At 71.2% G+C, this 25,855-nt stretch carries 27 protein-coding genes; 14 read left to right on the plus strand and 13 right to left on the minus strand.

Annotation, left to right across the window (positions count from 1 at the left end):
- Window positions 1–57 precede the first annotated feature (57 nt).
- The gene (locus tag AB0383_RS05115) at window positions 58–1,680 is read left to right on the plus strand and encodes an AMP-binding protein (protein WP_366185276.1); all 1,623 of its coding nucleotides are present in this window, start codon (window positions 58–60) and stop codon (window positions 1,678–1,680) included.
- A 95-nt stretch (window positions 1,681–1,775) separates the two neighbouring features.
- Here AB0383_RS05115 and AB0383_RS05120 read toward each other — a convergent pair whose 3' ends face one another.
- The 3 genes from AB0383_RS05120 to AB0383_RS05130 are packed head-to-tail and all read right to left on the minus strand — an operon-like array spanning window position 1,776 to window position 4,624.
- Entirely contained in the window at window positions 1,776–3,068 is a 1,293-nt protein-coding gene (locus AB0383_RS05120; protein ID WP_366185278.1) for an amidohydrolase family protein, read from the minus strand.
- The gene (locus AB0383_RS05125) at window positions 3,065–3,967 is read right to left on the minus strand and encodes an isocitrate lyase/PEP mutase family protein (RefSeq protein WP_366185280.1); all 903 of its coding nucleotides are present in this window, start codon (window positions 3,965–3,967) and stop codon (window positions 3,065–3,067) included. The genes AB0383_RS05120 and AB0383_RS05125 overlap by 4 nt, the downstream gene beginning before the upstream one ends.
- Before the next feature lie 15 nt (window positions 3,968–3,982).
- Window positions 3,983–4,624: a GntR family transcriptional regulator gene (locus AB0383_RS05130; protein WP_366185282.1), complete on the minus strand. Its 642-nt coding sequence runs from the start codon at window positions 4,622–4,624 to the stop codon at window positions 3,983–3,985.
- A 109-nt stretch (window positions 4,625–4,733) separates the two neighbouring features.
- Between AB0383_RS05130 and AB0383_RS05135 the strand changes: the two genes are divergently transcribed.
- On the plus strand, window positions 4,734–5,273 hold the full coding sequence (locus AB0383_RS05135; RefSeq protein WP_366185284.1) for a GNAT family N-acetyltransferase: 540 nt from the start codon (window positions 4,734–4,736) through the stop codon (window positions 5,271–5,273).
- Here AB0383_RS05135 and AB0383_RS05140 read toward each other — a convergent pair.
- Window positions 5,248–5,880 (minus strand): SDR family oxidoreductase, encoded by a 633-nt coding sequence (locus tag AB0383_RS05140; protein ID WP_366185530.1) that lies wholly within the window; start codon window positions 5,878–5,880, stop codon window positions 5,248–5,250. The two genes, AB0383_RS05135 and AB0383_RS05140, sit on opposite strands and share 26 nt — an antisense overlap.
- A 99-nt stretch (window positions 5,881–5,979) precedes the next feature.
- The gene (locus AB0383_RS05145; RefSeq protein ID WP_366185286.1) at window positions 5,980–6,723 is read right to left on the minus strand and encodes a hypothetical protein; all 744 of its coding nucleotides are present in this window, start codon (window positions 6,721–6,723) and stop codon (window positions 5,980–5,982) included.
- A gap of 78 nt (window positions 6,724–6,801) precedes the next feature.
- Between AB0383_RS05145 and AB0383_RS05150 the strand changes: the two genes are divergently transcribed.
- From AB0383_RS05150 to AB0383_RS05160, 3 genes are all read left to right on the plus strand, one after another.
- Window positions 6,802–7,260, plus strand: coding sequence for an FCD domain-containing protein (locus AB0383_RS05150; RefSeq protein WP_366185288.1), 459 nt, complete (start codon window positions 6,802–6,804; stop codon window positions 7,258–7,260).
- A 159-nt stretch (window positions 7,261–7,419) separates the two neighbouring features.
- Entirely contained in the window at window positions 7,420–7,770 is a 351-nt protein-coding gene (locus AB0383_RS05155; protein ID WP_364182377.1) for a VOC family protein, read from the plus strand.
- Window positions 7,771–7,906: 136 nt separating this feature from the next.
- Complete coding sequence (locus AB0383_RS05160) at window positions 7,907–10,297, plus strand: excinuclease ABC subunit UvrA (protein WP_364182380.1); 2,391 nt, start codon at window positions 7,907–7,909, stop codon at window positions 10,295–10,297.
- A 105-nt stretch (window positions 10,298–10,402) separates the two neighbouring features.
- Here the strand turns inward: AB0383_RS05160 and AB0383_RS05165 are convergent, their stop codons facing one another.
- Window positions 10,403–11,290 (minus strand): RNA polymerase sigma-70 factor, encoded by an 888-nt coding sequence (locus AB0383_RS05165; RefSeq protein ID WP_364182383.1) that lies wholly within the window; start codon window positions 11,288–11,290, stop codon window positions 10,403–10,405.
- A gap of 234 nt (window positions 11,291–11,524) precedes the next feature.
- Here AB0383_RS05165 and AB0383_RS05170 point away from each other — a divergent pair, with 234 nt between their 5' ends.
- Complete coding sequence (locus tag AB0383_RS05170) at window positions 11,525–12,382, plus strand: lysozyme (RefSeq protein ID WP_364182386.1); 858 nt, start codon at window positions 11,525–11,527, stop codon at window positions 12,380–12,382.
- Window positions 12,383–12,545: 163 nt separating this feature from the next.
- Here AB0383_RS05170 and AB0383_RS05175 read toward each other — a convergent pair whose 3' ends face one another.
- Window positions 12,546–13,142 carry a TetR/AcrR family transcriptional regulator gene (locus AB0383_RS05175; protein ID WP_366185292.1) on the minus strand — a complete coding sequence of 199 codons (597 nt, stop codon included), beginning with the start codon at window positions 13,140–13,142 and terminating at the stop codon, window positions 12,546–12,548.
- Window positions 13,143–13,249: 107 nt separating this feature from the next.
- Here AB0383_RS05175 and AB0383_RS05180 point away from each other — a divergent pair, with 107 nt between their 5' ends.
- Window positions 13,250–14,131: an SDR family oxidoreductase gene (locus AB0383_RS05180; protein WP_366185294.1), complete on the plus strand. Its 882-nt coding sequence runs from the start codon at window positions 13,250–13,252 to the stop codon at window positions 14,129–14,131.
- Between the two features lie 176 nt (window positions 14,132–14,307).
- Here AB0383_RS05180 and AB0383_RS05185 read toward each other — a convergent pair whose 3' ends face one another.
- On the minus strand, window positions 14,308–15,321 hold the full coding sequence (locus AB0383_RS05185) for a WYL domain-containing protein (protein ID WP_366185296.1): 1,014 nt from the start codon (window positions 15,319–15,321) through the stop codon (window positions 14,308–14,310).
- 61 nt (window positions 15,322–15,382) lie between these two features.
- Here AB0383_RS05185 and AB0383_RS05190 point away from each other — a divergent pair, with 61 nt between their 5' ends.
- Both AB0383_RS05190 and AB0383_RS05195 read left to right on the plus strand, forming a co-directional pair.
- On the plus strand, window positions 15,383–15,919 hold the full coding sequence (locus tag AB0383_RS05190; RefSeq protein ID WP_364182397.1) for a DinB family protein: 537 nt from the start codon (window positions 15,383–15,385) through the stop codon (window positions 15,917–15,919).
- Complete coding sequence (locus AB0383_RS05195; RefSeq protein WP_366185298.1) at window positions 15,916–17,004, plus strand: winged helix DNA-binding domain-containing protein; 1,089 nt, start codon at window positions 15,916–15,918, stop codon at window positions 17,002–17,004. Before AB0383_RS05190 ends, AB0383_RS05195 begins: the two co-directional genes overlap by 4 nt.
- Before the next feature lie 457 nt (window positions 17,005–17,461).
- Here AB0383_RS05195 and AB0383_RS05200 read toward each other — a convergent pair whose 3' ends face one another.
- The 3 genes from AB0383_RS05200 to AB0383_RS05210 form a co-directional block, all read right to left on the minus strand.
- Window positions 17,462–17,773 carry a hypothetical protein gene (locus tag AB0383_RS05200; protein WP_366185300.1) on the minus strand — a complete coding sequence of 104 codons (312 nt, stop codon included), beginning with the start codon at window positions 17,771–17,773 and terminating at the stop codon, window positions 17,462–17,464.
- Window positions 17,774–17,850: 77 nt separating this feature from the next.
- Window positions 17,851–19,116 (minus strand): dihydrolipoamide acetyltransferase family protein, encoded by a 1,266-nt coding sequence (locus tag AB0383_RS05205; protein WP_366185302.1) that lies wholly within the window; start codon window positions 19,114–19,116, stop codon window positions 17,851–17,853.
- A gap of 34 nt (window positions 19,117–19,150) precedes the next feature.
- Window positions 19,151–21,313: a thiamine pyrophosphate-dependent enzyme gene (locus AB0383_RS05210; RefSeq protein ID WP_364182405.1), complete on the minus strand. Its 2,163-nt coding sequence runs from the start codon at window positions 21,311–21,313 to the stop codon at window positions 19,151–19,153.
- Between the two features lie 105 nt (window positions 21,314–21,418).
- Here AB0383_RS05210 and AB0383_RS05215 point away from each other — a divergent pair, with 105 nt between their 5' ends.
- The 5 genes from AB0383_RS05215 to AB0383_RS05235 all read left to right on the plus strand — a co-directional run bounded on the left by AB0383_RS05215 (window position 21,419) and on the right by AB0383_RS05235 (window position 24,368).
- Complete coding sequence (locus AB0383_RS05215; protein ID WP_364182408.1) at window positions 21,419–21,919, plus strand: VOC family protein; 501 nt, start codon at window positions 21,419–21,421, stop codon at window positions 21,917–21,919.
- Between the two features lie 11 nt (window positions 21,920–21,930).
- Entirely contained in the window at window positions 21,931–22,617 is a 687-nt protein-coding gene (locus tag AB0383_RS05220; protein WP_366185305.1) for a GntR family transcriptional regulator, read from the plus strand.
- Between the two features lie 67 nt (window positions 22,618–22,684).
- Window positions 22,685–23,383: a cupin domain-containing protein gene (locus AB0383_RS05225; protein ID WP_366185307.1), complete on the plus strand. Its 699-nt coding sequence runs from the start codon at window positions 22,685–22,687 to the stop codon at window positions 23,381–23,383.
- An 89-nt stretch (window positions 23,384–23,472) separates the two neighbouring features.
- On the plus strand, window positions 23,473–24,006 hold the full coding sequence (locus AB0383_RS05230) for an LLM class flavin-dependent oxidoreductase (protein WP_366185309.1): 534 nt from the start codon (window positions 23,473–23,475) through the stop codon (window positions 24,004–24,006).
- 122 nt (window positions 24,007–24,128) lie between these two features.
- Window positions 24,129–24,368 (plus strand): hypothetical protein, encoded by a 240-nt coding sequence (locus tag AB0383_RS05235; protein ID WP_364182416.1) that lies wholly within the window; start codon window positions 24,129–24,131, stop codon window positions 24,366–24,368.
- Here the strand turns inward: AB0383_RS05235 and AB0383_RS05240 are convergent.
- Both AB0383_RS05240 and AB0383_RS05245 read right to left on the minus strand, forming a co-directional pair.
- A complete protein-coding gene (locus tag AB0383_RS05240; RefSeq protein WP_366185311.1) occupies window positions 24,365–25,048 on the minus strand; it encodes a response regulator transcription factor in 684 nt (227 codons plus the stop codon). The genes AB0383_RS05235 and AB0383_RS05240 overlap by 4 nt on opposite strands.
- Complete coding sequence (locus AB0383_RS05245) at window positions 25,045–25,842, minus strand: sensor histidine kinase (RefSeq protein ID WP_366185313.1); 798 nt, start codon at window positions 25,840–25,842, stop codon at window positions 25,045–25,047. Before AB0383_RS05245 ends, AB0383_RS05240 begins: the two co-directional genes overlap by 4 nt.
- Between the last annotated feature and the right edge of the window lie 13 nt (window positions 25,843–25,855).

The following is a 25,855-nucleotide window of genomic DNA, read 5'->3' on the forward strand; positions in this document are numbered from 1 at the left end:
GAGACTTATTCAGACCGATCAGTCCAACACATGATCGGCAGAGGAGGTTGGGCGACGATGCTCGACGAAACAGCCACGGAAATCCCCGGCGCGGACGGGCTGGTGCACCGGCCCGTCTGTGCGCGCGTCACGATCGCGGAGCTCTACGAACGGGCCTACCGCCAGTTCGGCTCGCGCGTCGCCGTGCGGGACGGCCGCACCGCGCTCACCTACGGCGAGCTCGGCGACCGGGTGCATCGCATCGTCGGCGGGCTCGCCGCGCTGGGGCTGCGCCGAGGTGACCGCGGTGTGCTGCTGCTGGGAAACGGACACGAGTTCTTCGAATCCGAACACGCGCTGTTCGCCGGCGGGCTCGTGCGCACCGCGCTCAGCACCCGCCTGCACCCGCGCGAAGTCGTCCACATCCTCAACGACTGCGCCGCGTCCGTCGTGTTCGCCGATGCCGCGTGGGCCGAGCAGCTCGCCGGGATCCGCGCCGAACTCCCCCACCTCCGGTACGTCGTCACGGTCGCCGGCGGCCCGGGCGACACGACACTCGACGAACTGCGCGCGGCCGAACCCGCTCGGCCGGCGAAGCCCGACGCCGGCGACCCCGCGGCGATCCTCTACACGAGCGGCACGACCGGCCTGCCGAAAGGCGCCACGCTCAGCCACGCCGCCTGGGCCGCCATGGTGCGCAACGAACTCCTCGAACTGCCGCCGGCGGCCGACGACGATCTCGTACTGCACGTCGCGCCGCTGAGCCACTTGAGCGGATACGTGGCGCCGGCGTACTTCGTGCGCGGCGCCACACACCTCACCTGCGCCAAGTTCGACCCCGCGGTGGTACTGGACCTGATCGAATCCCACCACGTGACCGTGCTCCCGATGGTGCCGACGATGCTGAACCTGCTCGTTCTCGCCGCCGAGCAGCGGCCCGGCGACTACTCCTCCCTGCACACCGTGGTGTACGCGGGTTCGCCGATCGCGCCGGACCGGCTCGCCCGCGCCCGCGCGGTGTTCGGTGACGTGTTCGTGCAGTTCTACGGGCTGAGCGAGCTGCCGATCCCGATCGCGTGCCTCTCGGCGCGCGACCACGCGTACGACCCGGCCGGCGGGATCCCGGCGCGGCTGGCCTCTGCGGGCCGGGTCAGCCCGTTCGTGGAGGTCAAGCTCGTCGACGACACCGGCGCCGAAGTCGGCCACGGCGAGATCGGCGAGATCACCGTGCGCGGCGACCAGACGATGATGGGCTACTGGCACCTGCCCGACGCGACGGCCGCGACCCTCGGCCCGGACGGCTGGGCCGGCACCGGCGACCTCGGCCGCTTCGACGACGAGGGTTACCTGTACCTGGTGGACCGCAAGAAGGACATGGTGGTCACCGGCGGGTTCAACGTCTACCCGACGGAGATCGAGAACGTGGTGTCGACCGTCGCGGGAGTCTCGGAGGTCGCCGTGGTCGGCGTGCCCGACGAGACGTGGGGCGAGGCACTGAAGGCGATCGTGGTGGTGCGCCCCGGGTTCACCGTGACGGCGGACGACGTCATCACCGTGTGCGCGCAACACCTGGCCGGCTACAAGAAGCCCCGCTCGGTCGAGTTCGTCGACGAGCTGCCGAAGACCGGTTCGGGCAAGATCATGCGGCGCCGCCTGCGAGACCGGTACTGGGCGGACAGCGCCCGCAAGGTCGGCGGCTGACCACAGTGGACGCGTGGCCAGTCTCCACCGTCCACAAGGGATACAGTGGAAGGCCGGTACCCCTCGGGGCACCGGCCTTCCGCAGGCGGTGTGGCTCAGCCCTGCTGCCAGCCCTTGCGCAGCCCTTCGCGGTCGACGCGAGTGCCTTCGAGGTACACGTCGGCGATGCGGCGGGTCGCCGTGATGTCGTAGAGCGGATTCTCGTCCAGGACGACGAAGTCCGCCCGCTTGCCCACCGTGAGCGAACCGCGGTCGGCGAGCCCCAGCAGCTCGGCCGACACCTCCGTGGCCAGCCGCAGCGCCGCCGGCGGCGACAACCCGGCCGCCACCAGAGCCTCCAGCTCACGGTGCTCGGCGAAGCCGATGATCTGCGCGAGCAGGCCCGTGTCAGCGGAGAACACCAGCCGCACGCCGGCGTCGGCCAGGGCAACGAGCGTTTTCTCCATGCCGCGGTAGGCCGCGCCGGTGTCGAACAGCGGTTCCGGTGCCTTCTCGCGGATCGTCGCGCGCAAGGTCTCGACCGCGTCGTGCGGGAGGATGTCCGCGAACGCGGGCTCGTCCAGCCAGTCCTCACCCGGCGGGCGCTGGATGGCCATCGACGTGAACACCGCGACGTTGTTGTCCTTGAGCAGCGCGATGAGCTCGTCGTCGGTGCCCGTCCGCGGCAGATGCGCGATGATGTCGGCTCCCGCGCGGATGACGGCCTTCGCCTCGTCGAGCGTGTAGATGTGCGCGGCGACGATGATGCCGTGGGCGTGCGCCTCGTCGATCACGGCCTCGTAGATCTCCGGGCCGAGCTTCTCCTTGGTGCCGTGGCGGCTGTCGAGCCAGAACTTCACGGCGTCGACCCGCTTCTCGGCCAGGCCGCGCACGAACGCGCGCACCTCGTCCGGACCGGTCGCCTCGTGCACAGCGTCGGCGGCGAAGAACGGCCCGCCGTTGGTGTCGCCCGGGGTCGGCGCGACGATTCCGGCGCCCGCGGTGAACAGCTGCGCGACGTCACGCTCGCCGAGGGCGCCGGCGCGCTGGTCGTCGCGGACGGCGAGCTCGGTGTCGTCGCGGTCGGTGCCGAGCGACTGGAACGTGCTGATGCCGTAGTACGCGAGCCGGTGCAGGTGGTCGACGACGTTGGCGCGCGAGTAGAAGCTCGCGTCCGACGTGGTGCCGCGCATGTACCCGATGTGGCCGTGCGGGTTCACAATCGCAGGGATCACCGTCTTGCCGCGCAAGGAAACCACGGTGCCGTCCACCATGGTGCCTTCGCCCACGATGTCCGCCGCCGCGCCGACCTGCCGGATCACCCCGTCGCGCACGACCAGCGCCGCGTCGTCGAGCACCTGCTGGCCGGTGATCAGGCGCGCTCCCGTGTAGACGGTCTCGTCGCTCACGCCGGCGCCGCCTGCCCACTCGCGTACCGTGCGCTGCGCTTTTCGTACTCGTCGTAGCCCATGACGGCTTCGAACGCTTGCTGCTCGGTGACGAGGTGCTTCACCGCGGCCACGTCGTTGCCTTCCCGCAGCGCGCCGAGCACCGCCGTGACGTTCTTCGACGCGGCCCCGATCACCGTGTACCACAACAGAACCACGTCGGCGCCGGCCTCGCCGTACTGCGCGATCGTGCTCGACGGCTCGTCCGAGCCCGGCACGTCGAGCAGATCCCCGGGCACCATCACGGGCACCGGGATCCGGTCCCGCACGCGCTTGAGGTCGGTCGCCGGGATGGCGGGCGCGAACACCAGGTCCGCGCCGGCCGCGGCGTAGGCCTCGAGCCGGCGCACGCAGCCTTCGAAGTCGTGCTCGACCCACGCCGCGTCGGAGCGGGCGATCACAAGAAAGTCGGGATCGGTGCGGGCGTCGACCGCCGCGCGCACCTTGTTCGCCATCTGCTCCACCGAAAGCAGCCCGGCGGGCATCGACGTGTGCTTGCCACCTAGGTTGTCCTCGATGTGCACGCCGGCGACGCCCGCGTCCTCGAAGACCTTCACGGCGCGCCAGACGTTCGGGGCGTCGTAGAAACCGTTCTCCGCGTCGGCGAGCACGGGAATGCCGACGGCGTCGACGACGCGGCGCGCCTGCTCGGCGATCTCGTTCAAGGTGAGGAGCCCGACGTCGGGCAGCCCGAACGCCGACGCGGCGGCGGCGAAACTGCCCAGGTAGGTCGCGGGGTAACCGGCCTTCTCGACGAGGCGGGCGCTCAAGGCGTCGTACGCTCCGGGCAGCACCAGCGGCCCGGGTCCGGTGAGGAGGGCTTTGAACGCCTTCCTGCGCTCGTGCGGTGTGTTCGGCATGGAACTTCCTTCTCGTCAGACGAGGAAATCGCGGTAGCGGCGCAACCGCTTGCGGGCGGTTTTCATGTTGTGGCGCTTGAGCTCTTCGGCCCGGTCGGCGTCACCGCGCACGAGGGCTTCGATGATGTCGCGGTGCTCGGCGAGGCTCTCCTCCATCCGGCCCGGGGTCATGAGGATTCGGCGTCGCAGCAGGTGCGCCTGGTCCTGGATGCCGGCGAGGGTCTCGGCGAGGAAATCCTGCTCCGCCAAGCGGATCACGGTGTCGCGATAGGAGTCGATGGCCGCGAGGAACGTCTCGAGGTCACCACTGGCAGCAGCGTCGTCGAGCCGGCTCGGCGCGAAAAGCTCCTGCAACGCCTTCCAGTCCTGCGGTTCGGCCTGCTGTGCCGCGAGCCGGGCGGCAAGGCCTTCCAGTACCTCGAGGACGTCGTAGATCTCCTCCAGGCGGCCGAAGTCGACCTTCGCCACGACCGTGCCGACGTTGGGGATCCGCTCCACCAGCTTGCGCGACTCGAGCGCCAGCAGGGCCGACCGGACGGCGTTGCGGGTGGTGCCGAGCTCGGCCGCCAGTTTCACCTCCGGCAGCCGGCTGCCCGGCGTGAAGTCCCCGCGCAACAGCCGCTCCCGCAGGTGCAGCTCGACCTCTTCGCTCTTCATGGCCGTCCCTTCGTGCTGCACCCAGGGTACGAGCCTGTCGCCTGGATTGTCAACAATGCAAGTGACACTATTGTCGCGTGGCTCTGGTCACGCTCGTTAGGGTGGAGCCGTGACGATCTTGGTGCGCAAGTCCGGACCCGCCGACCGACCGGCGATCCTCGCGCTGCTCGACAGCGCCCGCGGACTCGGCCTGCCCCCTGGGGAACGCGCCGCGCAGGGCTTCGTGCAGGGCAGCTTCGACGAAGAAAAGCTCTCCGGGTTCGACACCACCACCGGCGTCTACCTCGCCGAGGACGACGGCGAACCGGCCGGCGTCGCCCTGACGTCACCGGCGGACTCGGCCGGCGAGGGCCCGCCCGGGCGCACCGTCGAGGTCGCGCGCACCGCGGGCCTGACCGAGGGCGTGTTCCTCTACGGCCCCGTCACGGTCGCGCCGGCCCACCGCGGCCAGGGCGTGGTGCGGCTGCTGCTCGCCGCCGTGGCCGAACACCTCGCCGACCACACCGCGGGCGTGCTGTTCGTGGAGCGCGCCAACGAGAAGTCGCTGGCCGTCCACACGCACCTCGGCATGAAACACGTCGGCGACTTCGCCCACGCGGGCCGGGAGTACGCGGTCTTCTCGTTCACTCCGGCGCGGTTCCGCGCCTGACGCGCTCGCTCAGCCACTGCTCGAACTCGGCGGCGACGATGCGCTCGTCGTGCACCCCGGCCGCCTCGGCCGAGGCCAGCCACACGATGGGCGGCCCCATCACCTCCGGCTCCAGGAAGCGGTGGCCGGCGGGCGCGTCCGGCAGCATCCCCGTGACGGTCGCGCCACCGGGCAGCAGCAGGTTCACCGTGACGCCGGTGCCGTGCAGGTCCGCCGCCATCACGCGCGACAGCGACTCGCTGCCCGCGCGCGACGGGCCGTAGGGCACGAACCCGGCCCGGCTCATGGTCGTCTCGTTCACCGCGATGTTCACGATCCGCCCGCCAGCCGCGGCCAGCATCCGCGGCGTCACCTCGCGCGCCACGAGGAAGTAGCCCGTCAAATTCGTCTCCACCACCTGGCGGAAACCCTCGACCGGGACTTCCCAGAACCCCCGCGGCTCGGTCATGAACCGCGGGTTGACCGTGCGCATGCCGAGCCCGGCGTTGTTCACCAGCAGGTCGATCCCACCGAGCCGCGACCACGTCTCCTCGACGGCGCGCGCCACCGACGTCTCGTCGCACACGTCCAGCTCGACCCCGAACGCCCCGGGCCAGGGGCAGCGGATCGTGAACTCCTTCTCCTGCCCCCTCCAGAGTCATGACGTGCGCGTTGAGGTTCGCCCGCACGCTCCCCCAGATCTCGTTGTCGACGCGGTACAGGTCGGTCACCAGCGCTTCCCAGTCCCGGCTGCCGTCGGGCGCCCACGAGAACGGCAGCCGAGGCAGCGACCACTCGTCGGCCGGGTCCACGGCGGCGCCGGCCTCCAACGCGGCGCGGACGATGGCGCGTTGCTGCTCGGCCTCGCGGGGCCGGCCGCACGGGCAGCCGAGCGGGAGGTCGAGGAACGTCGCACGAGGGGCTTTGACCGCCGAAGCCGCGCGGGGCAGCGTGGTGAGGCTGGTGGTCGGCAGGCCACGACGTTCGATCCGTGCGCCAGGACTCCGCCGGCGACGTGGCACTGCGGGCAGAACGGCACGACCAGCACGAGGTCCACCCCCATCGCGGCGAACTCGTCGACGATCCTCGGCGCGGTCCCAGTGGCGAGCTCGTCGTACTGCGAGATCGAGCCGACCATGGACACGGCGTGGTCGGCGTAGCGGCCGATCACGCCTGCGCGCTCGAGGTCGAGCATCGTGTCGCGCGGGTACGCGACGTTCGGGTCGGCCAGCGCGAACGCGCGGATCGGCGTCATGTGCGCGAACAGCACCTCCGACAGGTCCCGCTCGCGCGGCAGCAGGCGGTAGGACAGGTCGCTGCGCTGCTCCAGCCGCTTCGGGTCCGGGTAGTAGGCGCCGCACGTGACGAGCAGCCCGACGGTCGCGCCGGCCGGCGGTTTGCGCAGCGGGGTGAGCTCCGGCGCGTCGAACGTCGGCAGGCTCAGCGGCGGGATGCCCAGCAGCTGTGCCAACGCTTCGAGTCCAGCGTCGGCGTCGCGAGCGAGAGCCTGCTGCGCCTCGCCGAGCGCGACCTGGTGCAGGAGCGGCCGATGCAGGGCTTCCGCGTCGCGGCCCTGTCGGAGGCGGACCTGCGGGACCTCACCGAGGCCCGGCTGGAGATCGAGACGCTCGCGCTGAAACATTCGGTGCGCGAGGGGGACGCGGCGTGGGAGGCGCACGTGGTCGGCGCCCACCACCTGCTGCTCGTCACCCGGCGCGCGGACAACCCGCAGCCCTCCGTGGCCGCCGGCAAGGCCCACGGCGCGTTCCACACCGCGCTGCTCGAAGGCAGCCGCAACCAGCGCATCCTCGCGATGGCCTACCGGCTGCGCGACAAGGGCGAGCTCTACCGCCGCTGGTCCGTCGCGGAGCCGGCCGGCGCACGCGACGTCGACGCCGAGCACCGCGGCCTGCTCGACGCCGTGCTCGCCCGCGACGCCGACCTCGCGGCCGACCGCCTCGCCGCTCACCTCAAGGCGACCCACGACGTGCTCGTGAAGGGCCTCTGACGCGCGCCCACTGTGGCCGGCCCACGCACCGTCCACACCCGGGACACACCGTTGCGGGGCTGAACCGAGCAGGAATCGAGAAGCGCTCACGCGGGCTCCGCGGTTAGCGTCGAAGACACGCACTCGAACCGCTCGAACCTACGAACCCCGGGAGCCACCATGTCCGCCACTCAGGGCATCAAGACCGTGCTGCACTCCGTCTCCGATCTGAGCAAGGCCAAGGAGGTCTACACCGCACTGCTCGGGATCGCGCCGCAGGCCGACAGCGAGTACTACGTCGGCTTCGACACCGCCGGCCAGCACATCGGGCTCGTGCCGAACGGCGGTCCGCAGGCCACGCCCTCGCCCGTGGCCTACTGGCACGTCGACGACATCGAGGCGAAGCTGGCCGAGGTGACCGCGGCGGGCGCCGTGGTGCGGGAGGAGCCGAAGAACGTCGGCGGCGGGCGGCTCGTCGCCACCATCACCGATCCCGACGGCAACGTGCTGGGCCTGCTCCAGGACCGCTGAGCCGCCGCCCGCTCCGGGTGAGCGCGCACCCGACCGGGCACGAGCACCCCGGCCGAGCTGGTTGAATCGACGCCAGCCGCTCCACCGACCCGTCGACGCCGCACGCGCGGCCCCCGTCCCAGCAGAGGGAGACCCGATGACCAAGGCCACGGCGAAGGCCAGGCCCTCGTCCGCGCCGCAGGGCGCCGACAGCCACGACGTGATCCGTGTGCACGGCGCGCGCGTGAACAACCTCAAGGACGTCAGCGTCGAGCTCCCGAAACGCCGCCTGACCGTGTTCACCGGCGTGTCCGGCTCGGGCAAGAGCTCGCTGGTCTTCGGCACGATCGCCGCGGAGTCGCAGCGGCTGATCAACGAGACCTACAGCGCCTTCGTGCAGGGCTTCATGCCCACGCTCGCCCGGCCCGAAGTCGACGTGCTCGAAGGCCTCACCACGGCGATCATCGTGGACCAGGAGCGGATGGGCGCCGACCCGCGGTCCACTGTGGGCACCGCGACCGACGCCAACGCGATGCTGCGGATCCTCTTCAGCCGCCTCGGCAAGCCGTATATCGGTTCGCCGCAAGCGTTTTCCTTCAACGTCGCCTCGATCAGCGGCGGCGGTGCGGTGACGTTCGAACGCGCGGGGCGGACGGTGAAGGAGCGCCGCACCTTCAGCATCACCGGCGGCATGTGCCCGCGCTGCGAAGGCCGCGGCAAGGTCAACGACATCGACCTCACCGCGCTCTACGACGAGAACAAGTCGCTCAACGAAGGCGCCATCACCATCCCCGGCTACAGCATGGAGGGCTGGTACGGCCGCATCTTCCGCGGCAGCGGCTTCTTCGACCCGGACAAGCCGATCAAGAAGTTCACGAAAAAACAGCTGAACGACCTGGTGTACAAGGAACCGACGAAGATCAAGGTCGAGGGCATCAACCTCACCTACTCGGGCCTCGTGCCCGCGATCCAGAAGTCGTTCCTGTCCAAGGACGTCGACGCGATGCAGCCGCACATCCGCGCGTTCGTCGAGCGAGCGGTCACCTTCACGATCTGTCCCGAGTGCGACGGGACGCGCCTGTCGGCGGAGGCGCGCTCGTCGAAGATCGGCGAGCTCTCCATCGCCGACGCGTGCGCCCTGCAGATCAGCGACCTCGCCGAGTGGGTGAGCGGGCTGAAGGAACCGTCGGTCGCTCCCCTGCTGACCTCGCTGCGGCACACGCTCGACTCGTTCGTCGAGATCGGGCTGGGCTACCTCTCGCTCGACCGGCCGTCGGGCACGCTCTCGGGCGGCGAGGCGCAGCGCACCAAGATGATCCGCCACCTCGGGTCGTCGCTGACCGACGTGACCTACGTGTTCGACGAGCCGAGCATCGGCCTGCACCCCCACGACATCCAGCGGATGAACGGCCTGCTGCGGCAACTGCGGGACAAGGGCAACACGGTGCTCGTCGTGGAGCACAAGCCGGAGACGATCGCAATCGGCGACCACGTCGTCGACCTCGGCCCCGACGCGGGCAGCGGCGGCGGCGAGGTCGTGTACGAGGGCAGCATCGAGGGCCTGCGCAAGTCCGGCACCCGCACCGGGCGCCACCTCGACGACCGCGCCAAGCTGAAGCCGTCGGTGCGCACGCCGTCGGGCGCGCTCGAGGTGCGCGGCGCGAACACGCACAACCTGCAAGACGTCGACGTCGACATCCCGCTCGGCGTGCTCGTGGTCGTCACGGGCGTGGCGGGTTCGGGCAAGAGCTCACTCATCCACGGCTCGGTCTCGGGCGGCGACGACGTGGTGACCGTGGACCAGGGTGCGATCCGCGGCTCGCGGCGCAGCAACCCGGCCACCTACACCGGCCTGCTGGAGCCGATCCGCAAGGCGTTCGCGAAGGCCAACGGCGTGAAGCCGGCCCTGTTTAGCGCCAACTCCGAGGGCGCGTGCCCGAACTGCAACGGCGCGGGCGTCGTCTACACCGACCTCGCGATGATGGCCGGCGTCGCCACGCCGTGCGAGGTGTGCGAGGGCAAGCGGTTCCAGGCCGAGGTGCTGGAGTACCACCTGGGCGGGCGCGACATCAGCGAGGTGCTCACGATGTCGGTGGCCGAGGCCGAGGAGTTCTTCGGCGACGGCGAGGCGAAGCTCCCGGCGGCGCACAAGATCCTGCGGCGCCTGGCCGATGTCGGGCTCGGCTACCTCACACTCGGCCAGCCCCTCACCACGCTCTCGGGCGGCGAGCGCCAGCGGATCAAGCTGGCCACGAAAATGGGCGCCGACGGCGGCGTCTACGTCCTCGACGAGCCGACCGCCGGCCTGCACCTGGCCGACGTCGAACAGCTGCTGGGCCTGCTGGACCGGCTCGTCGAGGCCGGCAAGTCCGTGATCGTCATCGAGCACCACCAGGCCGTGATGGCCCACGCCGACTGGATCATCGACCTCGGCCCCGGCGCCGGCCACGACGGCGGGCGCGTCGTGTTCGAGGGCACGCCGGCCGACCTCGTCGCGAAGCGCGCGACACTGACCGGCGAGCACCTGGCGGACTACGTCGGCGCGTGATCGACGCGGCTCAGGAACCCTTCGACAGCGCGGGGGTCCTGAGCCGGTGCGCGGCCAGATCGATCCGGGTCAGCGACCGAGGACAATCCGCCGCACGGCAGCGCGTCAGTCCGTGGGCAGGGCGGCGGTGAGCTTGCCGGGGTTGAGCATCCAGAGGATCTTGTCGATGCCGTCTTCCGTGGAGGTGAAGCTGATGACGCCGTACACGGCGCCGTTGCGGCTGAGCACCGCGGCGAGCTCGCCGTTGACCTGCGTGAAGACGATGTCGGCATCCGTCCAGAAGAACGGCTGGTACGCACGGATGACCTTCGCGAGCGTGGCCGGGCCGAAGATCGCCGAGCGTGCGGCCCGGGCGACGCCGCCGCCGTCGGAGTAGCTCACCACGTCGGCGGCGAAGAGCTGCTCCAGCGCCGGCAGGTCCCCGGCCTGCGCGGCGGCGAGGAACGCGGTGAGCAGCTTCTTGCGCTCCTCCTCGCTCACGGGCTTGCGCTTCTCCGCAGCGAGGTGCTTGCGGGCGCGGCTCACGTACTGGCGCGCCGTGACCTCGGTGGTCTGGATGATCTCGGCGATCTGCGAGTACGGGTAGTCGAACGCCTCCCGCAGCACGTACGCGGCACGCTCGGTCGGCGTGAGCTTCTCCAGCAGCATCAGCACGGCGACCTCCAGCGCGGCGGCGCGCTCGGCGCCGAGCTGCGGGTCGGCCGTCGTGTCGACGGGCTCGGGCAGCCAGGGCCCGACGTAGGTCTCGCGCCGCGCGTAGGCGGTGCGCGTGGCGTTGATGGCCAGGCGCGTGGTCGTGGTCGCGAGGTAGGCAGCCGGGTTCTCGACCACCGAGCGGTCTGCCTTCTGCCAGCGCAGCCACACCTCCTGCAGCACGTCCTCCGCGTCGGCCGCGCTGCCGAGCATGCGGTACGCGATGCCGAACAGCCGCGGGCGCACCTGCGCGAAGACCTCGGCCGCATCGTCGAGAGTGGCGCTTGCGCTCTCTTCCATACCCCCGGCAGCCCTTCCGACGACGTGTGCGACTGACGCGGCCAGCTTACGCCGAGGCCGGGGCCGGCCGGTGATCATCCACCGCGATGACCGCTGTGACGTGGTGCTGCTTTGCCGGACCGGCTGTCTGTCCACAGTGGAGCATTCCACGATCGAGTGACAGAAGGCTCGCGAAGTGTCCACACCGGAGGCACGATGATCACCGGACCTGCCCGTGACAGGATCGGAGCCGGAATGCGAACAGTGCCGGGAAACGACCGTGGCGGCCGGTGGCGGCGGTCTTTGCTGATCGTCGCCGGAGTGCTGGTGCCGGGAGGGCTGCTGACGGCGCCCGCGTCGGCCGCTCCGGCAGCCGACTACTCACTCGCCGGGGACACCTACGCCGGCGCGCAGATCGCGGCGCACGAAGGGGTGCACGGGGGTCCTGACCTGGCCCGGGCCGACGTCGACCAGACGCTCGGCCACGACGTGAGCGGCCACACGGGCGCCGTCGACTGGAAGGCGGCGAGCGGGTCGGGCGCGCGGTTCACCTACGTCAAGGCGACGGAGGGCACGGGGTTCGTCAACCCGCAGTTCGGCGGGCAGTACGACGGGGCGCACGCCGCCGGGATCATCCGCGGCGCCTACCACTTCGCGCGGCCCGACGTGTCCGGCGGTGCGGAGCAGGCGGAGTACTTCATCGCGCACGGCGGGGCCTGGCGCGGAGACGGCAAAACGCTGCCCGGCGCGCTCGACATCGAGTACAACCCGTACGGCGATGCCTGTTACGGCAAGAGCCCGGCCGACATGACCAACTGGATCGCCGACTTCACGCGCACCTACCTCGCGAAGGAAGGCCGCAGCGCGCTGATCTACACCTCCACCACATGGTGGAAACGCTGCACCGGCAACACGAACCGCTTCGGCGACACGGATCCGCTGTGGCTCGCGCGCTACGCCCCGCAGATCGGCGAGCTGCCGGCGGGCTGGGACAAGCAGAGCATCTGGCAGTTCTCCCGCACCGGCGGCCTGCCGGGCGACCAGAACTACTACAACGGGCCGTTCAACCGGGTTCAGGCGCTGGCGAGCGGGCCGGCCGCCGCCGCGGCCTGACCCCGGCGTGAAAGCGGGCCTGAGGTCACACGATCCGAACTCTGCCCTCCTTGTGGAGGCGCCGGAGATCGTGGTTGAGGCGGCTCCGCGCCGTCGGGCTCTCAGAGATTTCGGTCGGCGTGGCCGGCCCACCGAACTCGCCGCCCTCGAGACCCAAGCAGAGTCACGTTTTCGCCGTCGCCGGGTCTCGAAGCAGTCCAGCGCGGTCGCGGATTGCTTCGAGGGCTGTCGCGGCGTGTGACGAGAACGGTTTCGCGTGGTCGCTGGTGTTGATCCATTCGCGGAGGCCGACGCTGAATGCAAGGATCAGCATCTCGGCGGCGAGGCGCGCGGTCAGCTCGTCGACGCCGCGGTCGGTGAGTGCGGCGGCCGCCGCTGCCGTGGTTCGTGCGATCTTCAGCAGTCCCCGCTCCCGCACGTCCATGTTCGCGTCGGCAATCCGGCGCCGCTGAACGGCCCTAGGGCGCTGATCAGCTGTCATCCTCGCGTCCGCCGCGTGCAAGGCGGACAGGAGACAAGCGGGCACATCGGCTTCCGCCGGTGCGGAGCGGATCGCGTCGGTCAAGAGAATGGCGAGCTCGTCCTCTTGACCGAAGAGGATCTCGCGTTTGTCGGCGAAGTGCCGGAAGAAGGTCGCGCGATTCAGGCCGGCACGCTCGGCGATCTGCGCCACCGTCGTGTTCTCGTATCCCTGAGCGGAGAACAGCTCGAGCGCGGCATCCTCGAGTCGCTCACGCGCATCCGGCGCCCATCTGCTCATGCTCACACGATAAACGATGCGACGGCATCGCATCAGATCCTTGACGCGACTGTGTCGCATCGCTAGCCTTGATGCGACACAGTCGCATCACTTGCAGGGAGCATCACGTGCGCATCTTCGTCACCGGGGCCTCCGGCTGGATCGGATCCTCAGTTGTCCCCGAACTCATCGACGCCGGCCACGAGGTCGTCGGCCTGGCTCGTTCCGACACCGCCGCAGCCGCGATCGAGCAGCTGGGCGCCGAGTCCCGCCGCGGTGGCCTCGACGACCTCAAAATCCTCCGAGATGCGGCGGAAGAGAGCGACGGCGTCATCCACCTCGCCTACGCTCACGAGCTCGGGCAGGTCGGCGGCGCCCCGGCCGACGCCGCCGCCATCGACGTGTTCACGAACGCGCTCGAAGGCACCGGCAAGCCGCTGCTCGTCACCGGCGCGACCATCACCGTGCCGCGCCGAGCCGCCACCGAGAACGACGAACTGGTGCCAGAGGGGCCCATCGCCGCGCGCATCAAGAACATGCAGGCCGCCCTCGCCGCCGCCGATCGCGGAGTCCGCGTGAGCCTTGTCATGATCCCGCGATCCGCACATGGCACGGGCGAGCAGCACGGCTTCATCCCCCAGCTGACCACCCGGGCAAGGACAACCGGAGTCTCCGCGTACGTGGGCGACGGGATGAACCGCTGGCCCGCCGTGCACGTCAAGGACGCCGCGACCCTGTACCGGCTCGCGATCGAGAAGGCACCCGCGGGATCGGTCCTGCACGCCGTGGGCGACGAGGGAGTCGCCTTTCGCGATATCGCCGAAGCGATCGGGCGCGGCGTCGGCGTGCCCGCGCAATCCCGCCCCGCAGAGGAGTTCGGCATGCCCCTCGGGGCACTCCTGGGCACCGACATGCCCGCATCGAGCACGATCACCCAGCAACTGCTCGGGTGGACACCGACGCACCCCGGCCTCATCGATGACATCGAAGAAGGGCACTACTTCGCCTGACGACCTGCAACCGGAGGAGCCAACGATCCGACGCCCCTCCGCATCAGAGCCATGACCTGTTTCTCAGGCGCCGCCGTGTTGCCGGAAGCCGCGTTCCTCATGGGTGATGGCGGCCGTTCACGTTCGTTGTCGCTGTCGTTGTCGTTGATCGATTGTCGACCGCAGCGGGGTGTCCTTTAAGGATCGGTAGGCGTCATGATCGCGGCCGCTGCATCCCCAACGGCAAGAAAACCGAGTTCAGCGCCCCGGGGGGAGTTCGTGCAATGACGGTGAAAGCGGTTCGCCAACACCTCGAACGCCTCCGCCAGCTCGGGCGGGCCGACGACCTCCAGGTCCGCGTCGAACCGCCCGAACGCGGCGGCCAGCGAAACCCACGACCACGAGCCCAGCTCCAGCCGGCACCGGTCCGGGCCGGCCTCCTCGACGACGGCGTCCCCGGCGTAGCGCGACACTGCCGCGGCGGGCAGGTCGAGGATCACCGAGCCGCGGCAGGGCCAGCCGCTGCCGGAGCCCTGGAACCGGCTGGTCACGAAGGCGGCGACGCTGCCGCCGGGCAGCTCGCGCGGGGTGAACCGCGGGCCGGTCGGAGTGCGGGGCGTGAGGCGGTCGGCGCGGAAGACGCGCCAGTCGCCGCGGTCGAGGTCCCAGGCCACGAGGTACCAGAGGCCGCCGCGGGCGACGAGGTGGTGCGGCTCGACGCGCCGCGGCGCGGGGCCGGGTGGGTAGTCGAAGCGCAGCACCTCGCTCGCGTGGACGGCGGTGCCCAGCGCCGCTAGTACCTCGCTGCCGACTTGCGGCCCCGGCCGGGCCAGCGCGGTCACGCGGACGCTGTCGATCCGGTGCCGCAGCCGGGCGGGCATCACCTGGCGCACCGTCGTCAGCGCCCGCGCGGCCGCTTCCTCGATGCCCGCGCCGGCGGTGGTCGCCAGCTGCAGGGCGACGGCGAGCGCGACGGCCTGCTCGTCGTCGAACAGCAGCGGCGGCAGCTGCGCGCCGGCGTCGAGGCGGTAGCCGCCGTCGGGTCCCTTGGTCGCGACGATCGGATATCCCAGCTCCCGCAAGCGATCGACGTCACGGCGGACAGTGCGCGGGCTGATGGCGAGCCGCTCGGCCAGCGCCGCACCCGGCCAGTCGCGGCGCGCCTGCAGCAGCGAGAGCAACGCCAGGAGGCGGGCGGAGGTCTTCGGCACGGTTTCATCATGATGGAAGAAGCGGCCACATCCTGTCCGCTTCCCTTGCGACGATGACGTCATGACCGAAAAGACCGAACTCCTCGCGCAGCTGGCCCGCGCTCGGGAGACGCTGAAGACGAGCGTCCGCGACCTCACCGACGAGCAGCTGGGCGAGCGCCCCACCGTCAGCGAGCTGTGCCTCGGCGGGCTCGTCAAGCACGTCGCGTCGATGGAAGAGCAGTGGCTGCGCTTCGCGGTCGAAGGCGCGTCGGCGATGAGCTACGAGCTGCCCGACGACGTGACCTGGGCCGATTTCGCGGCCGGGACCGCGCGCGAGTATCCGAACTGGGCGATCGAGCACCAGGCGGAATTCAGCATGCAGCCCGGCGACACGCTCGCCGGCATCTTGAAGCGCTACGACGAGGTCGCGGCGCGGACCGAGGAGATCGTCGCCGCCGTGCCCGACCTGGCGGCGGCGCACCCGTTGCCGGAAGCGCCGTGGCACGAGGCCGGAGCCGAGCGCAGTGTGCGCGGGGTCCTGCTGCACGTGATCGTCGAGACCGCGCAACACGCGGGCCACGCCGACCTGCTGCGCGAAACGCTCGAGGCGTCGTGACGGTGCTGGACGGTCGCGCGCTCAACCGCGCGACGCTCGCCCGCCAGCTCCTGCTGGAGCGCGCCGACCTGCCCGCGCTCGACGCCGTCGCGCACCTGTGCGGGCTGCAGGCGCAGGAGCCGCAGGAACCGTTCACGGGTTTGTGGTCGCGGTTGCGGGCCTTCGAGCCGGCGGAGCTCTCGGACCTCCTCGTCGGACGGCAGGTGGTCCGGACCCATCTCATGCGCCGCACCGTCCACCTCGTCACCGCCGACGACGCCCTCGCCTGGCGCACCCGCCACGACGCGATGCTGCGCCAGCGCGTGCTCGGCGTCTACCGGCGCGAGCTCGACGGCGTCGACCTCACGGAGCTCGCCGCGGCGGGCCGCGCGGTCCTCGCCGACGGCGAACCGCGGTCCATGCCCGAGCTCGCGCGGGCCGTGGCGGACCGCTGGCCGGCGCCGGGACCACGCGCGCTGGGCGAGATGCTGGTCGCCGCGCTCGTGCCCGCGGTGCAGCTGCCGCCGCGCGGGGTGTGGCGGCAGAAGGCGGGCGTGCGGTACCTGCCGCTGTCCGCCTGGCTGGGCCGCGAAGTCCCGGCTCGCCCGGACGACGTCGTCGGCGCCGAGCTGGTCCGCCGCTACCTCGCCGCCTACGGCCCCGCCGCCACCGCCGACCTGCGCGCGTGGTCCGGCCTCGCCGGGCTGCCCGCCGCCGTCGCTTCGGTGCGCGACGAACTGGTGTCCTTCCGCGACGACCGTGGCCGCGAACTGCTGGACCTCCCCGACGCCCCGCGCCCCGCCCCGGACACCCCGGCGCCCGTCCGCTTCCTTCCCGCGTTCGACAACGCGCTGCTCGGCTACTCCGACCGCACCCGCATCGTCGACGACGCCCACCGCAACCTCTCCGTCGCGGGCTCCCGCGTCCTCCTCGTGGACGGCCACGTCACGGCGACGTGGACCGTCGAGGAGGGCACGGTGGTGGTGGTGGCGCCGCTGCGTCGGCTGACTCGCGCGGAGCGCGCGGCCGTCTGCGACGAAGGTGAGGCGGTGGCGCTGTTCCTGTCCGATGGGGAGCACCGGGGTGTCCGGGTCGAAAGCTGGTGACCCGGGGTACCAGGACCACCGGACGATGGTGACCGGCCCGGGGCGGCGTGACGACTGAGGGCAGGACGAACTCACCGCAGAACAGCACGCAGCGGACCCGCCGCCGGGTCGCCGGGGTGGCCGCGGCGACAGTGGCGGCCGCCGGGATCGTGACGGCGGTCGCGGGGGCAGGGCCGCCGGAGCCCGCGGCCAAGCCGGCCGCTTTCGTGTCCACTGAGGACAGTCCGCATCCCGAGGACCGGACCACGACGGCCGCAATGGCCGGCGATCGACGCGGGGCACCGGGACCGAGCCGGGCGACGATCGGGACGCCCGGGCGCAGGCGACCGGCGACCGGTACTACGGCAGCGGTGGCGACCACGGTGGCGACAGCGGCCACGGCAGTCCGGCCGACACTGACCGACAATCCACACAGGACAATGCCACCGCCGGAACCCCGGCATTGGCACCGGCCCCGTCAGTGGTGCGGCCGCTTCAGCCCGGTCAGGTCGCGCTTGACCACGGTATTGCGGTCGCCCACGGTGGTGCCGAAGGCGAACTGCGGCCAGTACCCCATGATCTCCTGGCGGCTGCGCTCGCTCCACTGGCGGGCGAGCCCGCTGCGGGACTTGTAGAAGTTCAGCGCGTAGCCGTGGGTGTGCAGGCGCAGGATGGAGAACCCGCCCGGGTATTCCCTGGCCGCGGCCACTTCCTGCAGCGTCACGCGCGGCGCCGCCGGGCTGATCGTGCGGTGGTTGCGGTGGGTGTGGCCCGCGTGGTGCAGGAACACGCCCGGCGTCTGCGAGTACCAGTGGCCGGAGCCCGGTTCCGCCCGCCGGAACGTCGGGCGGGCGGAACCGGGCCGGGTCAGGCGACCAGCCGCAGCGGCTGTTCGAGCGCGTCGACCAGCACGCCCAGCCAGGAGGCCGCCAGCGCCCCGTCGATCGCGCGGTGGTCGACCGCCAGCGTGAGCGCGAGCTGCGTCGCCACGGTCAGCTCGCCGTCCTCCACGACCGCACCGGGTTTCCCGGCGCCCACCGCGAGGATCGACGACTGCGGCGGGTTGATGATGGCCGTGAAGTCGTCCACGCCGTACATGCCGAGGTTGCTCACCGCGATCGAGCCGCCTTCGAGGTCCTGCTGCTTGAGCTTGCCCTCGTCGGCCTGGGTCGCGAAACCCTTGACCTGGCGCGAAATCGCGCTCGGCGCCAGCTTCTCGACCCCGCGTACGACCGGAGTGACCAGGCCCCGTTCGGACGCGATCGCGACGCCGACGTCGACCGAGTCGTACTTGCGCAGCGCGTCCTCGGTCCAGATGACGTTGGCGTCGGGCACCTCGGTGTGCGCGACGGCCACGGCCCGGATGATCAGGTCGTTGACCGAGATGCGCGCCGGCGACACCTCGTTGAGCTGCTTGCGCAGAGCCAGCAGCGCGTCGATCCGCGCGGTGCGCCGCACCGAGAAGTGCGGCACGGTCTGCTTGCTCACCGTGAGCCGGCTCGCGATGGCGCGGCGGATCCGGGTGTGCGGGATCTCGGTGAACGCCGCGCCTGCCGCGGGTTCACGGCGGGCGGGGGCCGGTTCGGCCACGGGCATTTCGCGTGCCGGGGTCGGTTCAGGCTGTGGCGTCGCCGGTGCCGGCCGGTCCGCACGCGCGATCGCGTCCGCCACGTCCTTGCGCACGATGCGCCCGTTCGGCCCGGTCCCGGCCACCTCCTCGAGCCCGATCCCGGCTTCCTTCAACATCTTGCGCGCCAGGGGACTCGCGAAAATCCGCTCGCGCGAACCGTTCGACGCCGCCGGTGCCGGCCCGGACCGGGCCGGCTCGGACTGAGCCGAACCGTTCGGCGAAGCCGAAGCACCCAGCTCCGCCAGCAGCCCGCTCACGTCCTCCCCCACGGCACCCAGCACGGCGATCGGCGTGCCGACCTCCACCGTCGTCCCGCGGTCCACCAGCTGCCGTAGCACGGTCGAGCCGGCTTCGGCCTCGACCTCCACGGCCGCTTTGTCCGTCTCCAGCACGGCCAGCGCCGTGCCGGCGTCGAACGCCTCGTTCTCGGGCACCAGCCACTCGCTCAGCACGGCCTCGGTCGACCCCGTGGCGACTTCGGGCACCCGCAACAGCGTTGCCATCGTTGGAACTCCTCGCTGCCGGTCGCAGTTGCGGTCAGTCGGACAGGCGCCGCAGCGCCGCGGTCACTTCCTCGGTCCGCGCGATCGCCGCGCGTTCGAGGACCTTGCTGATGCTGGGCGACGCCTCGCCGCCGGTGACGCGCTCGATCGGCGCGTCGAGCCAGTCGAACAGGCGGCGCTGGATCTCGTCGGCGAGCTTCCCGCCGTACGAAGTGCCGATGGCGCCTTGCTCGACGATCAGCACCCGGTTGGTCTTGCGGACGCTGCGTTCGATCGTGTCCCAGTCGAGGCTCGCGCGGTCGAGCCAGCGCAGGTCGATCAGGTCGGCGCTCACACCGGTCTCGTCCAGGGCCTCGAGGCAGTGCCCGACCATGGACAGGTAGCTGATCACGGTGAGGTCGTCGCCGGTGCGGCGCAGCGCGGCCTTGCCGACGGGGATGCGGTAGTCGAAGTCGTCGACCGGCGCGGTGCCCGTGGTGGCGTAGAGGTCCACGTGTTCCAGCACCACGACCGGGTCGTCGCAGGCCAGCGCGGTGTTCATCAGGCCGACGTAGTCGAACGGGTTCGACGGCGCCACGACCCGCAGCCCGGGTGCGGAGGTGAGGATCCCGGCCGGGTCCATCGAGTGCTGCGAGCCGTAGCCGGTGCCCGCGGCGAGCTTGCTGCGCAGCACGAACGGCACGCTGCCGGCCCCGCCGAACATGTGCCGCGCCTTGGCGACCTGGTTGAACAACTGGTCGGCGGCGACCCACATGAAGTCGGCGTACATGAACTCGACGACCGGGCGCGAGCGGCCGTCGATGGCCATGCCGCCGGCGAGACCGGTGAACGCGTTCTCGCTGATCGGGGTGCCCAGCACGCGCTCGGGTGCCGTTTCGATGGCCCTCTTCGTGGCGCCGTTGGTGCCGCCCTTGAGCCGGTCGACGTCCTCGCCGAGCACGACCACACGCTCGTCGGTCTCCAGCCGCCGGGCGAGGACATCGCTGACGGCGTCGATGAACCGGCGCTCCTTCAACGCCCCGCTGAAGGACTCGGCTTCCTCGTATCGGCTTCCGTCCAGTTCGGACAGATCGCCACGCACCCCGACGTCGACGAAGGTCGGGTCCGGCCACGCGGAGTCCTTGATGCGGCGCTTGCCGTCCGGCCCGTCTTCGACGAAGCTGTCGCCGATCTCGTGCAGCGTCCGGGTGATCTCTTCGTCGAACGCCTTGAGCTGGTCGTCGTCGGCGAGCCCGCGGCGCACGACGTGGCGGCGCAGCAGGTCGATCGGGTCGCGGTCGCGCCAGGACTTCTCTTCTTCCTTCGTGCGGTAGCCGAAGGCACTGCCCGGGTACGGGCCGTTCTGGTGGAAGTAGCGGTAGACCTCGGCCTCGACGATGGTCGGGCCGTTGCCCGCGCGCATGTGGGCCACGGCCTCGCTCATCGCCAGGTGCACGGCGAGTGGATCCATTCCGTCCACCTGCCAGCTCGGGATGTGGAACCCGAGGCCGCGCGCGGAGAGCCGGGTCTCGGCCGTGACCGTGTCGACGGGCGTGGACACCGCGTACTGGTTGTTCTCGATGAAGAAGCAGACGGGCAGCTTCCACGCGGCGGCGAGGTTGAACGTCTCGAGCACCGAGCCGATGTTCACGGCACCGTCGCCGAAGTAGGTGACGGTGACCGCGTCGGTGCCGGTGTGACGCTGGTTCCACGCGAAGCCCGCGGCTTGCGGCACTCCCCCGCCGACGATCGCGTTGGTGCCCATCGCGCCGGCCTCGCGCCACTGCAGGTGCATCGACCCGCCACGCCCGCTGCCGTAGCCCTCGGCCAGGCCGCAGATCTCGGCCAGCGTGCGGCGCAGCACCGTGCGCACCTCGTCGTCGATCGCCGGCAGCCCGGTGGGCTCCGGGGCGACGTGGCCGAAGGCCTTGGCGAGGAACTGGTGGTGGCCGCGGTGCGAGCCGTTCACGAAGTCGTCGCTGCGCAGCGGGAAGATCGAGCCGACGGCGCCGCCCTCCTGGCCGATGCTCGAGTGCGCCGGGCCGTGCACGAGACCCTGACCTGCGAGCTCCAGCACGTACTCCTCGAACGACCGGATCCACTGCGCTCGCCCGAGCAGGCTCAGCAGCAGGTCCGGTGCGGCTTCGTCCCAGTCCTCCGGTGTGGCGCGCAGGCGGATCCAGGGCGCGCCGGCGACCAGTGACTCGTGAGTGGCCATCAGGGCTCCTCATCTTCGAATGGATCCATTGCGAAAGGGTTGACGGAGACTATGCCGTCAAGTAGCCATGAAAAGCAAGCGAATGGATCCATTGGAGGTGTGCTCATGCCGATCCCCGGAGTGACGGGCGTCGACCACTTCGGCCTCACAGTGCCGGACCTCGACCAGGCCCACGAGTTCTTCACCGAGGTGCTGGGCTGCGAATACCTGTACCGGCTCGGGCCGTACGAGCACGACGACAGCTGGATGAGCGAGCACCTCGGCGTCGACGACAAAGCGGTGATGCGGCGCCTGCACTTCTACCGGCTCGGCGGCAAGGCGATCTTCGAGGTGTTCCAGTACGAGGCGCCGGAGCGCAACCCCGTGCCGCCGCGCAACTCCGACGTCGGCGGGCACCACATCGCGCTGTACGTGGAGGATCTCGACGCCGCGGTCGCCGACCTGCACCGCCGCGGCCTGCGTGTACTCGGCGAGCCGACCACCAGCAGCGGCGCGAGCGAAGGGCAGCGGTGGGTGTACTTCCTGTCACCGTGGGGCCTGCAGTGTGAGCTAGTGTCCTATCCGAACGGAAAGGCCTTCGACCACCGTCCGGAGGCGTTCGATTGAGAGGAACCGGCGTGGCCGTACCCGCGGGCGTGGCGAGCCAGCGCGTCGCCGACGAGCTGCGAGCGCGGATCCTCGACGGCCGCCTCGCCCCGGGCACGCGCATCATCCAGGACGAGCTGGCCGAGGAGCTGCGCACCAGCCGCCTGCCGGTCCGCGAAGCCCTGCGCATCCTGGAGTCCCGAGGGCTGGTGACCCTGCGCGCCAATTCCGGCGCGTGGGTCACGTCCATGGACGTGCGCGAGTGCGAGCTGTCGTACAAGATGCGCGAGCGGCTGGAACCTTTGCTGCTGGCCGAATCCGCGCCCCGGCTGTCCGATGAGGACATCGACGAGCTGGAGGCGCTCGAGGACCGCATCGAGCGGACCGACGACGTCGAGGAGTTCCTCGTGCTCGACCGGCAGCTGCACTGGACGGTCTATCGCCACCACGACGCCCACGACCTCGCCGCGATCCTCAACCGCTTGTGGGACACCACGCAGCACTACCGCCGGGCCTTCACGCGGCTGGCCGGGGAACGCCGCAGCTGGATCATCCGCGCGGAGCACCGGCTGCTCATCGAGGCGCTGCGCCAACGCGATCACGCGTCGGCCGAGCGCATCCTGGAGCTGCACATCCGGCGGACGCGCGTGGAGCTGGTGAAGCACCCGGAGGTGTTCGCGGTTCCCGTCCCGTCCCGAAGCGAGTTTAACGGTCACTGAACACCCGGCCTGGTGTCCACCAAGATTGAACGAAGGTGACCGCCTCGACCTCGAGGGAGGCGATGCTGTGCGACCGTCACAGGCGGCAGGCGATCAGGCGGATGTTCTCGCGGGGGTAGGGGGGCGGCTGCGGCAGGCGCGCACCGAGGTGGGCATCAGCGCCCGCGAGCTCGCGCGCAAGGCGGGCGTGTCGGTGAGCCTGGTGAGCCAGATCGAGAACGGCAAGGCCCGGCCCTCGGTCGCGTCGCTGTACGCGCTGGTGCAGCACCTGAACCTGACCGTGGACGAGCTGTTCGACCCCGCCGGCGAGCGGGCCGAGGCTCCGGAGCCGAAGCGCGGCCGGCCGGCCCTGTCTTCGAGCAACGGCGCAGCCGTGGCGGCCGGCGAGTTCTCGGTGCCGCAGAAGCTGATCAGCGCGCCGCTGGTGCAGCTGGGCGAGACCCGCGGCACGCTCAAGCTCGAAGGCGGCATCACGTGGGAGCGGCTCACGCCGCGTGACGTGCCCGGCGCCGACTTCCTCAAGATCACCTACGACGTCGGCGGCGCGTCGTGCCCCGAGGGCCGGCGCCAGACGCACCCCGGACACGAGTTCGGGTACGTCCTCAGCGGCTGCCTCGGCGTCACCGTCGGGTTCGACACCACCGAGATCGGCCCAGGCGACTCCGTCTACTTCGACTCGGCCACCCCGCACCGGCTGTTCAACGCGGGTGACGAGCCCGCCGTCGGCGTCTGGATGGTGCACGCGCCGTTCGGCTCGCCGAAGTAAAGCCCCTCCCCGCGGAATGCTCCGTCTCGACAGTGGTCACTATCGATGATAGTCAGAATTCGTGACCACCTCGACCGGAAGGTACCGTCATGACTCGCCTGGCTTTCGGGTTCTCGCTCGTGCCGACCCTCGACGTCGGCGCGCATCGCGAGCTGGCGGTGGCCGCGGAGGAGCACGGGCTGGAGTTCCTGGGCATCCAGGACCACCCGTACGTGCCGGAGTACCTCGACACCTTCGTGCTCGCGGGCGCTCTGCTGGCCGCCACCCGCCGCATCCACGTGTTCCCCGACGTGACGAACCTGCCGCTGCGCCCGCCCGCGATGCTCGCCAAGGCGGCCGCCTCGCTCGACCTCACGTCCGCCGGGCGCTTCGAGCTCGCCGTCGGCGCGGGCGGTTACTGGGACGCGATCGAGCGCCTCGGCGTCGAACGGCGCTCGCGAGCCGAGGCCAACGCCGCGCTCGAGGAGGCCTTCGAGCTCATGCGGGCGATCTGGCGCGCCGACCGCCGGCCCCTCCACCACCGCGGCGTTCACTACACAGTGGACGGTCTCGTGCCCGGGCCCCGGCCCGCGCACCCGATCGAGCTCTGGACCGGTGCGCGGGACCGAAGGCGCTGGCCCTGACCGGCCGAGTCGCCGACGGCTAGGCCGCGCCGATCCCGTCCTACCTGCCCTACGAGAAGTGGGGTCCGGCCCACGCGATCCTGGACGAGGCCGCGGCGGCCGCCGGCCGGCAGCCGTCGGACGTGCGGCGGATCTGCCAGGTCGTCGGCACGATCACCGACGCGCCCGGCACCCTCGATGTCGCCGCCGGCGCCGAACCCGTGCGCGGCGACGCGGCACAGTGGGCCGAGTTCTTGACGCGCTCGGCCACCGACCTGCCCTTCACGACGTTCGTCTTCTGGCCGGAGCACCAGACGATCGACCAGGTGCTGCGCTTCGCGCGAGACGTCGTGCCGGCGGTCCGGCAGGCGGTCGAGGGCTAAACCGGCGAGTCCCCGGGCGAGACCAGGCCGGTTTCGTAGGCCAGCACCACCGCTTGGGCGCGGTCGCGCAGGGACAGCTTCGCGAAGATGCGCGCGACGTGGGTTTTGATCGTCGCCTCGCTCAGGGTGAGGTCGGCGGCCAGCTCGGTGTTGGACCGGCCCCGGCCCAGCAGCGTCAGGACCTCGAGCTCGCGCGGGGTCAGCGCGGACAGGTCGCGGTGCGTCGGCGGAACTGCCGCGGCCGGAGCCGGAGCGGCGGCCGCCGCGAACCGTTCCACGAGCCGCCGCGTGATCGAGGGCGCCAGCAGCGCGTCGCCGGTGTCGACGAGCCGGACGGCGGCCACGAGGTGTTCGGGCGTCACGTCCTTCAGCAGGAAGCCGCTCGCGCCGGCGGCGAGGGCTTGGTAGACGTAGCTGTCGAGGTCGAACGTCGTCAGCATCAGCACCTTGCAGCCCGCGTCGTCGGCCAGGACGCGGCGCGCGGCTTCGAGACCGTCCATGGCGGGCATGCGGATGTCCATGAGCACGACGTCCGGGTGCAGCTCCCGCACCAGCTCCACCGCGGCCACCCCGTCGGCCGCTTCACCGACCACGTCGATGCCGCCGGCCGTGAGGATCATGCGAAAGCCCGTGCGGACCAGGCCTTGGTCGTCGGCGATGACGACGCGCGGGGCGGTCACGGGCGCTCCAGCGGGATCCGCGCGCGCACGCGGAATCCGCCCCCGAGGCGGCGCCGCGCGTCGAGGTCACCGCCGAAGGCCGCGACGCGTTCCCGCAGCCCGAGCAAGCCGCGCCCTTCCCCCTGCGAGGAGGACGCGGCGGCCGAACCGCCCGTGAGCACGCTCGGCCCGCTGTTCACCACCTCGACCCGCAGGTAGTGGTCGGTGTAGCGCACCGTCACCTCGGCCTTCCCCCCGTCACCGTGCTTGAGCGCGTTGGTCAGGGCCTCCTGGATGATCCGGTACGCCGTCAAGTCCACTCCGGACGGCAGCGACCGCGGCTCGCCCGACACACGCACCTCTACCGGCAGCCCGGCGAACGCGATCCGGTCGACGAGCGGGCTCAGCCGCGCGAGGCTGGGCTGCGGCGCGAGGTCGGGCGGCTCCTCGCCGTCGGCGGGCGGCGCGAGCAGGCCGAGCAGGTTCCGCAGCTCCGTCATCGTGTCGCGGCCGGCGGTCTCGACCTCCCGCAGCGCCTCGGCCGCCTGCGCGGGCTCGGTCTCGACCACCAGGCGCGCGGCGCCGGCCTGCACGAGCATCACACTCACGTTGTGGCTCACGATGTCGTGCAGCTCCCGGGCGATCCGCGCGCGTTCGGCGTCGACCGCCTGCTGCGCGGCGCTTTCCCGTTCGCGCTCCAGCAGCCATCTGCGCTGCTGCAGCGCACGGGCGGCCGCGCGCCGCGCGCGAACCAGCCGCACGCCCAGCACCACCGCGACCAGGCACGCCAATGCCGCGACCCCGAGTTCCCACACGCCCTGACTCTCC

The organism is Amycolatopsis sp. NPDC051373 (assembly GCF_040689465.1).
GTDB lineage: Bacteria > Actinomycetota > Actinomycetes > Mycobacteriales > Pseudonocardiaceae > Amycolatopsis.